The sequence below is a fragment of the Psychrobacter sp. NPDC078631 genome (assembly GCF_050268165.1).
Classification (GTDB): domain Bacteria; phylum Pseudomonadota; class Gammaproteobacteria; order Pseudomonadales; family Moraxellaceae; genus Psychrobacter.
The window spans coordinates 388,253-399,925 of sequence record NZ_JBNNGG010000001.1 but is presented as its reverse complement, the minus strand read 5'-3'; the positions used below and the strand labels follow the sequence as shown (position 1 = coordinate 399,925).

Annotated in this window: 5 protein-coding genes; all 5 read left to right on the top strand. The window is 40.2% G+C overall.

The genetic code is table 11. The features are described 5' to 3' along the window. Nucleotides 1-314 precede the first annotated feature (314 nt). The 5 genes from ACQKCP_RS01610 to ACQKCP_RS01590 all read left to right on the top strand — a co-directional run bounded on the left by ACQKCP_RS01610 (nucleotide 315) and on the right by ACQKCP_RS01590 (nucleotide 11,651). Nucleotides 315-2,372, top strand: a complete 2,058-nt coding sequence (locus ACQKCP_RS01610; protein WP_427611024.1) for a hypothetical protein — start codon at nucleotides 315-317, stop codon at nucleotides 2,370-2,372. 260 nt (nucleotides 2,373-2,632) lie between these two features. Continuing rightward, complete coding sequence (locus tag ACQKCP_RS01605; protein ID WP_427611023.1) at nucleotides 2,633-3,097, top strand: hypothetical protein; 465 nt, start codon at nucleotides 2,633-2,635, stop codon at nucleotides 3,095-3,097. Nucleotides 3,098-3,176: 79 nt separating this feature from the next. Further along, nucleotides 3,177-5,246: a hypothetical protein gene (locus ACQKCP_RS01600; RefSeq protein ID WP_427611022.1), complete on the top strand. Its 2,070-nt coding sequence runs from the start codon at nucleotides 3,177-3,179 to the stop codon at nucleotides 5,244-5,246. A 149-nt stretch (nucleotides 5,247-5,395) separates the two neighbouring features. Further along, entirely contained in the window at nucleotides 5,396-10,723 is a 5,328-nt protein-coding gene (locus ACQKCP_RS01595; protein WP_427611021.1) for a hypothetical protein, read from the top strand. Between the two features lie 151 nt (nucleotides 10,724-10,874). Beyond that, entirely contained in the window at nucleotides 10,875-11,651 is a 777-nt protein-coding gene (locus ACQKCP_RS01590) for a hypothetical protein (protein ID WP_427611020.1), read from the top strand. Nucleotides 11,652-11,673: the final 22 nt, after the last annotated feature.

Sequence of the window (11,673 nt, the reverse complement as noted above, 5' to 3'; positions counted from 1 at the left end):
TGGTTGTTTATGGCTGTAGAGAAATGATGAAATAACAAGTATTTTTTAAATAAATAATGATTAGTTGTTAGGTAAATATTATTAACCATTATTCCATTGATACCAAGATTTTAGTAATAGGTAGATGAGATTTACCGTCCATATCGGTAGGTATCTGCTTTTCTAATTAATAAATACACTAATCGGAAATACGCTTCTTGTTACTCATACCTTATAAATAGACATTCGTCTCATTTTTGTATATTACTTGTGATTTAAGTATTACTCTTATTACAAAGCTATACTTATATTTTATCTTTGTTCACGGAGCTATTATGAACTCGTCTATTAGACTATCAACTCTAAAGTCAAGAGTAACGTGTTGGATAGCTCTACCATCTTTATTAATACTGCTGCCTAATTACTTAGCTTTTGCAGCAATAACAACATGTCCTGCTGGATACATTTCTGATGAGTTTTCAAGCGTTGATTACAGCAACTTAGGATCGACAGCATCACCACCTATTCTTGGTGTAAACCAACTTTTAAATGGTCTTAAAAGTGAAAGTTACACTGTTGCTTCTAACAGTTTGATTACTACTGGCAGTTTAGATGCAGGTGGCTCAAACTTTTATAGACCTAAAACGCTAGCGGGCAACCTTCAATCGTTTGAATTTTTTCAGGATTTTACTAACAAGGCATCATCTCGTACGGCCTCATATACTTTTAAAAACAGTTTTACCAACGAGTCTCAAGCCCTTACCAATGTCAGCTTAAGTATTTATGATATAGATGTGAACTATCTAGGTGCAGGTACAGGAAACGGAGGAACAACACTAAATACTAGGTATTTCGAGTTTTCCGACCAAGTGACCATTACTGGTTTTACTAGTGCAGGTACTAGTGTGACGCCAACTTTAATATATAGAGGCACCGGAATAACGACTACGGCACCCTATCGTCAAACCACTACTACCAGTAGCGTTTTGTGTAGTACAGACTCTGTAGACGAAAGATGTAAAGTATCCGTTGCTTTTAATCAACCTATCGTTAGAGTGGATGTGTCTTATGGCAATAACCCTAACCTAGAATACTACGATAATACCACTGGCACTGTTGGTAACCCTGGTGATCAGCTGATCAACATTGTATTTGATGGTTACTGCTACCTGCCACAGCCGCGCCTAACATATACTAAAGTGCTCTCTTCTTCTCGTAAAACAAATACCGATCAATTCACTGTTCAAATAAAGGACAATACAGATAACTCAGTCGTTACCAGTGGTATTAACTCAGTTACTACAACGGGTTCAGGTAATACAGTTACTACGGGCACAGGTACTACAGGAACCTTCAAGGTGAGTCCTGCCAAGACCTATACATTGACAGAAGCGGTCTCAGGAACGACCAACCTAGTAGATTATACTGCGTTATATGCATGTAGAAGATCGGATGGTACAACCGTTACTACTTTAGATCCAAAGAATCTAAAGCTTACGTACGGAGATAGTTGGACATGTACAATCACAAATGACAGATCTAATTATGTATTTTCAGGCACCGTATTTAATGATAACGGTAATGTTTTAAGTCCATCTAAAGATGATATATCTAGCAAATACCTAAATAATAGCCTTTATTTCAATGGCAAATACGATTCACCAACTGAATCTGGTATTCCCTTTACTACAGGTCATACCGTTACTCTAAATAAATGTACAGGTGATAGTGGTACGTTCTCACCTCAGACGGTAAACATTGGTAATGATGGAACCTATAGTTTTATCTTGACGCCAGCACAAGTAGGTAGTTATACAAGGCTTTGCGTTACTCAAAATGAGCCTAGCAACTATACATATTCTGTAGATACTACGAGCAATGTCCTACAAATAGACATTACTAACAGTAAATACAACTACCCTAGCAATGATTTCGGTGATGTTATTCAAGAAAATGCTGCGTTGGTATTAATCAAAAGTCAGTATGTCCATGACTGTAGCCTAAATTACCTTGCCACAATTGGTGTTAATTATGACGGTAGTGCTAGTAGTGCGTATAGTACAAAACCAATATCTAACATTATCCCTGGACAATGTATCGCTTATAGAATTGAAGCTATAAATCGCGGTAATGTTTCTTTATCAGATATTATTATTAGAGACACTCTACAGAAGAAAGGCGATTCTAATAATTCACTTGTCACCTCTACCTTAGTCAGTCCCACACCTATTGGAGAGAACAGCGGTGTACCTTCCTTTCCAACGAGTTCAGTACCTATTGGTAGTAACGGTCAAATTGTAACCAACACTTTTTCCTTAGGTACTACCACCGACGCTCGTCGCCAAGCTATTCGCTTTAATACCAAGTACGGTAATATTACGAATGCTCAGTAGCCATTTTATTTTGTAACTCTAAGTTATTATTATATTTTTTAAAGAGCCTTGTCGATCTAGACAAGGCTCTTTTACCGTTTGGATACCTTGAATTACCATTTGTCGTCTTTGTAATGAATATTTGTATTGTTTACGTGACAATAGAATAAAGGGGAAGTATAGGTTATCTACAGGTAATACTAAGATTAGACTGTAGATGATTAAATATGCCCCAAAACATTAATACCTAATGATAGTAAGGGTATAAGAAAGGGTTTTATATGAAACGTTTTAAATTTTTGCACAATGTTCTGTTAGCTACAATAGCTTCTACTTGCTTATTAAATATGGCACATGCTAATGACGCTCTAAAAATGGAGCTTACAGCTAATCAAGTCATAAAGAATGCGGAAGGAAAAGCTGTTTATACACCAGTACGCACAGCCCCAGCAGGCTCTGTCATTCAGTATAAGGCAACCTATAACAATACTGTCAATAAAGATATTAACGATTTAATGGTAACTCTACCTATTCCTGCAAATATGACCTTTACTGGCGATGCGATGCCTGCAAGCGCACAAGCCAGTACTGACGGTAAGAACTATGCTGATATGCCTTTGATGAGAAAGGTCGATGGCAAAATGGTCAAGATTCCATATGCTGAATACCGTACTCTTCGTTGGAATATCAAACTACTACCAGCAAAAAAATCAGCTGCTGTTTCCCTTAATACTACAGTTAATTAGTTCAGTAGATATTAAACCTTCTTTCTTTTAACGTTCCACTCTTTTATTTAAACTTTTATCATCATTTCCGGGATAATACATGAAATCGAATGCTTTTAATTATAGCTTCTTGGCTGTCGGTATCGCTGCTGCACTCAGTATCAGTTCGACTGCCAACGCAGTAGATCCTGCACAATCAGGTTCAACAACAACGAGCGTAGATATCACTAACCAAGCTAGCGCAACCTATAAAGTTAGTGGTGAAACTCAGCCTGATGTTAAGTCCAACATAGTCAAAATCACAGTATCAGAGCAGGTATCGTTCTCATTGAGTGCTGATAATGATGATACAGCTGAAGGAGGTACGCAGTTTGATGCATCTAATATTCGAGCAGAAGTAGCTCCTGATGGATTCGTTTTATTTAGACACACACTAAAAAATACTGGTAACCGTACAGATACATATGCTGTTACGACACCTTCAGCTCCTGCAAATTTTGATACAGCCGCTTCTACTGTTTCGTATAAAATATATAACGCAGATGGAGTCGCAGATGAAACTCGTACTGTAAACGACGCGCCTTATGGTGCCTCTAGTGGAAGAGTATTCCCATTAGAAAAAGGTCATTATATTAGTTTCGTCATCAAAGCCAAAACAACAGGTAATAAAGGTGGTACTACACAATCATTACCAATTTCTGCTGTTAGTACGCTGTTAGGCACAAGTAAAACTCTTAATAACACTAATACTTCATTCACAAAGCTTCCTACCTTTAATATTGTCAAGACAATCACCAATGCTTTAGATCTTAACGACTCTAGCGATACTGCCACCTATCAAATTGTGGTAACAAATGATGGTAATACCTCGTTTAGTACTGATGCCAAAGATATTGCTATCGAAGACTTTTTACCACCTGGTCTAGTAATGGCAACAAACTTAACCTCTACTAACATAAAGGTCAGCGGTAATGCTACATCAGGTTCTATCACCTCTGGTACCGGTACTGCAGGAAGTAACGGCTTTAGAATTACTGGTGTCAATATACCAGTAGGTCAAAACGTAACTATCACCTTTAATGTTAAACAAGGTGGTACGGGCACACTTGTCCCTGAGACCGCAATCAACCATGTGACAGTGACTGATGACCTAGACAACAATGCTTTAACTGACAATACGCTTGTTGATAGTACAGACACAGGGAGAGAGCTAAATGTTAGGACTTTTTATACAGGCACCGAAAATAACTTTGTCAATGGCCAGACTCCTGTGAATCCAGGTGATGACTCTACGTTACCGATATTGACTATCAAGCGTTCTCTAAGTCTTACTAATCCTACTACCAGAGAGATTGCACCTACCTCAGGCACTAAGGGACAAGTAACTCATCAAACAATTATTACCAATACTGGTAAAGACATTGAAGGTAGCAAAGCTGGCGAATTGACCTTCACTATTACTGACAATGACGGTAACACGCCAGATGCGATTAACATCGTTCCTACAAGCGTAACCATTGTTTATGATCCAAAAGATAATACTGGTGCTCAATCACCTAAAGCTATTACAGCTGTTAGTGGAGTTTATGACCTCTTCAGTGCTCTACCTGGTGGCATAGCGCCTAATGGCACAGTTACTATTAACTATAATGTGTCATCACTCAACGCCCCACTTTTCACACCTTTAAACACTACCAATTCTACATATGAAGATACCATCGTTACCTTAATACCGAAACTAGAAGGCGCCCCTGCCCAATTAACTGTGACGGATATCACTACTGTGAAAGGCTTGACTTTAGAAAAACTCCAAGCTTTGGATAGAAATTGTGACGGTACGATTTCATCAACGGATAATGACATTGCATTTACAAAGGCCGACCTTGATAAGGCAAATCCTGGTGAATGTATTATTTACAAAATCCAAGCTAAAAATAATTTTAAGGTTGAATCAGGCTTTGAAATTACTGATGTCATAATTTCAGATGAATTGGCTAAATTCTCAGCCAACGCTGACTATATCGATGGTAGTGCGACAACCACTGCCAGTGCTGGCGGTAGTTATACAGCTTCTAATAATGGTACCGCGATTACAACTACTGTTGCTACTTTGGCACCTCAAGGAACTGCAACTATGCAGTTTAAAGTCAAAATTAAGACTAATAGTTAAATCCATTTCACCTAAACGTATTATTTTTAAAACTATAAGTTTCAGAAGACGCTTATAGATCAACTCTCTAGCTTGACCTAATCTATTACGATTAGCCAAGCCAGAGAGTTGCTACCCTACCTCTTCATGTTTTATTGGATAAGCGACATATGACTTTATCTACCATGACACCGTCTAATCGTAATGCATTGTGTACAGCGAAGATCTCTGCGCTGTCATTGGCAATGTTGCTTATGCAATCAAATACCGCATTTGCTGCACCTGATTCATTGATACAATTAATTAATAACACTGCGCAAGCCAATTATAATATCAATAAAGACACTGACGTAACGATAACTACTACCTCAAATCAAGTACAAGTCAAAGCATCCGCCCTTCCTGAATACGGTATTAGCTTAACTCAACAATCATTACGCACTGTCGCGCCCAATACAGAAGTAAGTTGGGTCAACGTACTGAGCAACACAAGCTACAGCGATCAAACTGTTGAACTAATATTTGATATATCGCCAACTGTATCTAACTTAAAGGTCTATCAAGATCTTAATAATAATGGAGAAGTCGATTCAGAAGATCGACAAATCATGCTCGATAACCTGAGCGCTCAGATCAAACTTGGTCAGAGTGAGAGTATTCAGCTTATCGTACAAGCGTTATCAGATGCTAACGGTAAAGATGGGGACACTGCTGACATCAAAATTGGTGCGGTTGTACTGGAAGATCCGTCAGTGACGAGCGTTAATGTAACTGATAGCTTAATAGTTATTGAGTCTAGCATTAAATTTAGTACTTCTCAGTTCGATGGTACTAAAGCTGACTCACAAATTGGTGACAACGTTTATATTGATGTCAGTTACGCGCAGTGTAACGTGCAATCTGATACACCTGATCAAGTATGGATTACTGTTAAATCACCAATGACTGGTGATACCTACTCTTTCAAAGGAATCGAGACTGGCAACAACACAGGTAAGTATCACCTATCTGCACCAACACAGAATAATGCCAATGCTATTGATGATAAACTGATTCAAACATTGGTCGATGATACGTTGACTGCTGAGTTAACAGCTTGTATCGATCCTTCTGTTGGCACAGGTGCTGATCAGCTACCAAATGATAGCGATCTTACTATCCGTATCGATAAATTGAGCTCTCAAGTAAACATCATCGATAATAATGCAAGCCTAGTCGTCACTAAAGAAAGCGATGTCAAAACTGCAGAGCTTGGTGATTATGTAAGCTATACCATCGATATTACTAATAACGGCAAATCGTCTGCTTACGATGTACAACTAAAAGACGCTTTACCGCGTGGTTTTGAATACGTTGAGAATAGTGTACGTGTTAGTCCAACGACTGATATTGATATCAACCAATCGCAGACTACTGAGTTTAAAGCTGATGGTAAATATCAGGTATTGAGCCTAGGAAACATGGCAGTTGGCGAAAGTAAAAAAGTTACTTATCGTGTGCTCATCGGTGCGTCATCGCTAGGCGGCGATGGTATTAACCGCGCCACCGCAATTGCTAGAAATGAACAAGGTCAAAGCGTAAGCTCAAGAGAAGCGCAGTGGAAGATTGATGTAGAACGCGGCGTTATAAATACTGATGGTATTATCGTCGGTAAGGTCTATCATGATATCAATCGCGATGGTATTCAGCAAAAAGAAGACGGCGAGCTTGGTGTCGCTGGTGTACGTATCTACATGGAGAACGGCAACTTCATCGTGACTGATCCTGAAGGTAAATATAACTTCTATGGTATCAGTGCCAAAACACACGTACTAAAGGTCGATCGTACTACTATTCCTAGAGAAACTGAACTAGTTACTCAAAGTAATCGCAATGCTGGTGATGCCGGTAGTCGTTTTGTTGATTTGAAATACGGCGAATTACATCGTGCAGATTTTGCAATCGTTGGTGGCATGGCAGATAGCACTGAGCGCTTAAACGCTGAGCTAATTGCTCGTAGAAAATTAGTAGAAGCTAAAAATGACACGTTAGAGCAAGCGGTAAAAACCGAGCTGACTTTAGATCCTGATTATGATACCGATACTACTGACAATGTAGATGCTAGTGGCTGTAATATTAATGGCGACTTAGATCTCGGCAACAGCTGTGATTCAGCTATCGTTAATGACATGGTTAATTCATCAGATAGCCGTGTTGATATGACGGTGACCACTGTTGCTCCGCCAGTAGAAAAAGAGCTCGAAGAATACTTAAAAGAAGTGGCGAGTAATGATGTTGCCTTCATCAACCTAAACGAGGGTCAGCAGCTTAGCACTTATAAACAAATGGTCCAGGTTCAGGCACCGCTTGGATCTTTGTTCACACTATATGCCAATGGCAAAGCTGTATCAGAACAAAAAATAGGTAAAACTGCTGAACAAGAAAAACAGAATGTAACGGCTTTCGATTACTATGCTGTTGATTTACAGCGCGGCAAGAACACCTTACGCGGTGTTGCGACTGATATAAATGGTCAGATCATCTCTGAGCAGACGATTAAGGTATTAACGCCTGATAGCTTACAAGCTATCGATTACCGTACTCAAGCACAGTTAGTACCAGCTGATGGTATTAGTGAATACCAAGTCGTCATCAGCCTAAAAGATCGCGATAATCGTCCTTATATTGGTACTACTTCTCTTACGCTTGATACTAATATCGGTCGTATTAATTTGGAAGACAGCAGCAAAGATCAAGCTGGCACCCAAGTGACTGTATCTGGTGGTGAGCTATTAATACCTGTAACTGCACCTAGCGTACCAGGTAAGGGCGAGCTAGTAATTGACACTGGTAGTAGCAAACAAATCATTCCGTTACAGTTTACTGCTCAACTACGTCCACTACTTGCTGTTGGTATTGTAGAAGGTGCTATTTCACTAAAAGACTTTGACGGTAGCAGCATTACCGATGCTCAAGGTGCATTTGAGCAAGAGCTAAATGACTTTGCTGGTAATGATGATTACACAGCTTCTGGTCGTGCCGCAATGTTTCTCAAAGGAAAAGTACGCGGCGACTATCTGCTTACGCTTGCATATGATAGTGATAAAAAAGGCGAGCGTTTGTTCCGTGATATAGAGCCTGGCGAATATTATCCTGTCTATGGCGACTCATCAGCTAAAGGCTTCGATGCGCAGTCTACTAGCAAGCTTTACGTGCGCCTTGATAAAGGTCGTTCGTTCGCTATGTATGGTGATTTAAAAACTCAGATTGATAACGACGAAGGTATCAAGCTTGGTCAATACAACCGTACATTAACTGGTCTAAAAGCTCAATTTGAAGATAGCAATACTCGTGTTACTGCCTTTTTAGCAGAAACCAGTACTAGCCAACGGGTAAATGAGACTCGCGGTTTAGGCATTTCAGGCCCATATCCATTGGCTGAGAACTTCGATGCGGTATTAGAAAACTCTGAAACGGTTGAAGTTATTACTCGTGATGCCAACAACCCTGGGCTTATTATCAATCGTGAGACGCTTACTCGCTTTGCTGATTATGAGATTGACCCTATCAGCCGTAGCTTATTCTTGACGGCACCGATTGCTAGTCAAGATATCGAAGGCAATCCTATCTATATCCGTGTCACTGTAGAAGTTGATGAAGGTGGTGAAGATTATTTGGTCGGTGGTATTGCAGCGAAGCAGCAACTAACGAACAAAGTCGCCATCGGTGGTAGCTATGTGAATAGCGATGACCCACTGAACAAAGAAGAGTTGGCTAGTGTTAATAGTGTTGTTAAATTCAATGATAAGCTAAAGCTGGTCGCTGAATATGCGATGAACAAAGCTGAGAACCCAAATTTTCAGTCAAGTAATCAAATCAACGCGACAGAATTGACTGATAGTGATGTTGAAGGTAGCGCACTACGTATTGAACTTGATTTTGATAATAAGAAAAATACGCGAGCTAAAGCTTATTACAATGATGCTGACGAAGGTTTTGTCACTGGTGCATCACCACTTACTGCTGGACGTACTGAGTCTGGTGTAGAGGTTACTCATACTCTAAATGATAAGCAGACTGCTCTTAAGTTAGAAGGCATACGCACAGAAGAGCATACTACTGACGCTAGCCGCGAAGGCGTGCAAGCAAGCGTTGAGCATCGTTTAAGTGAAAACATCGTTGGTGAAATTGGGGTTCGTTATTACAAACAAGACGCGACTGCTGCCTCACGTAATACTCAAGCCGCGACAGACGTTGTAGATATTACAGACGACACTCTGTTTAATGATGACATCATCAATCAGTCAGCGTTAAGTAGTGTTAGTAACGCTGAAGAAGATATTGAAGGCACGACTGTTCGTGCTCGTATTACCTCTCGTTTACCTAAGTTGAATGATAGCTTGGTATTTGCGGAGTATGAGCAAGATATCGAAAATAGCTCACGTAATGCAACTTCTATCGGTGGTGAGACACCGCTCGGAAATCTAGGTCGACTATACGCACGTCATGATTTGATTAATAGCCTATCTGGTACTTATGGTCTTGATGATACAGATGAGCGTCAACGTACTGTTTTTGGTTTTGACGCGACTTACATGAAAGATGGTAAGGTTTATAGCGAATACCGTATGCGCGATGCCATCAGTGCACGCGAAGCAGAAGCAGCCATTGGTCTAAAAAATAAGTGGTATGTTCAAGAAGGTCTAACTTTAAATACTTTATTTGAGCGTGTCGAGTCTCTGGAAGGTGAAGAAAGTAACACTGCAACAGCGGCAGGTATCGGTGTTGAATATCTTGCCAAAGAGAATTATAAAGCATCAGGACGTTTTGAAAAACGTTGGGGTGAAACAAGTGATACGCTACTTGGTAGCGCTGGTATCGCCTATCGCTATACCGATGAGGTTACCTTCTTAGCCAAAGACATCTACTCACGCACTGACTATAGTGATGGCGATCGCACTATCAATCGTTTTCAGCTAGGTGCTGCGTATCGTGACTACGATAGTAATCAGTTAGATATGCTTGCAAAATTCGAATATCGTTTGGATGATAATAATACTGGCGATGACGCTTATCAAAAAGACACTATGGTTTGGTCATGGAATGGTAATTACCATCCTACGCGTCCGTTGACGTTGTCTGGACGTTATGCTGGTAAGTATACAGAATACGAAGCAGATAGCTTAACCAGCAATAATACGGCTCACGCTGTTTATGGCCGCGGTCTTTATGACATCAGTGAGCGCTGGGATATTGGATTACAAGCAGGTACTTACTGGAATGATCAGGCAAATGACTTGGCTTATATGCTTGGTGCAGAAGTGGGTTATAGCCCAATGACCAACCTTTGGTTATCACTTGGTTATAACTTCATGGGCTTTGAAGATGAAGATATTGCTTATGACGACAGTACTCAGCAAGGTGCCTACTTTAGATTGCGCTTTAAGTTCGATGAAGACTTATTCAAACGTGAAGACCCACGTAAGAACCAACGTCTAAGCAGCAATTCTGCATTTTAATTGTTTGATACTAATGATACTGTCGTAAGTACATCCTTATGACAGTATCATGATTGTCTTATGATGAATTATTTTGTCATTCAACAATTAAGTCCGCCCTAGTAATGGTAAATAATACCAACGTTTATTACCTTAACATAAGGTTTACACCATGTTTGATTCAGCCATCAAAGCAGCACCTTTCAAGCGCTCAGTATGCGTTACACTATCAGCTTTATTCTCGTTAACCTTTATGCAGCCAGCTTTAGCTAAGAGTGAGACTGTCCAAGTGGCTAACTCAACTAGCATGGCTAAATACTGCCGCAATGATAGTCAGACTCAATTACGCTCTTATAGATATCAAAGCGAACAACAGCGCCTGTTAAATTGTATGGTCACGCAGTTAAAACCTTATCAACAAAAAGACAAGACAGCAGCTCAACAGTATTTCGCATATAAAGCGCACGCGTGGTTGAACTATGCTATTCATCAAGACAGTATGAATAGCCGCTCATCCGCGGGTCAAGTTGCGTTAGAAATGGCAGAGCCTATATTGCAAGCGCTAGATAATGACACGGTACAAGACTTGGGCTTGCATCAAGATATTCCGTCTACCTCTGCCTTGATGCGTCCTGATCTATGGGCAACTTTAAGCGCGCTTAAAGACGGCAACGCTATAACATCAGCACCACGTGAGATGGCATTTAGTGAAGTGGCTTTAATTTGGGCTGCGACCAATCAATGCGCACGAGGCTGGCGCGAATCTGGTATGCATTTTCGCATGGCTGATCGCTGGCTTGAACAAGCTCGCGAAGCTTATGTCAATGCAAATGACTCACAGACCAATGTAGCGCTAGAGAAGTCAATAGTCAGTTATCATAAGCAGTACTCGCCTTTAGATGCGAGCGATGATACTTGCCGTGGACAAGATTTGACGTCTAACCGTTAGAATAGTCGCTGTTTTATTAGAG

Bases quoted from the DNA above. Each gene is read 5' to 3' on its own strand.
- ACQKCP_RS01610 (WP_427611024.1), top strand. From the start codon at position 315: ATGAACTCGTCTATTAGACTATCAACTCTAAAGTCAAGAGTAACGTGT.
- ACQKCP_RS01605 (WP_427611023.1), top strand. From the start codon at position 2,633: ATGAAACGTTTTAAATTTTTGCACAATGTTCTGTTAGCTACAATAGCT.
- ACQKCP_RS01600 (WP_427611022.1), top strand. From the start codon at position 3,177: ATGAAATCGAATGCTTTTAATTATAGCTTCTTGGCTGTCGGTATCGCT.
- ACQKCP_RS01595 (WP_427611021.1), top strand. From the start codon at position 5,396: ATGACTTTATCTACCATGACACCGTCTAATCGTAATGCATTGTGTACA.
- ACQKCP_RS01590 (WP_427611020.1), top strand. From the start codon at position 10,875: ATGTTTGATTCAGCCATCAAAGCAGCACCTTTCAAGCGCTCAGTATGC.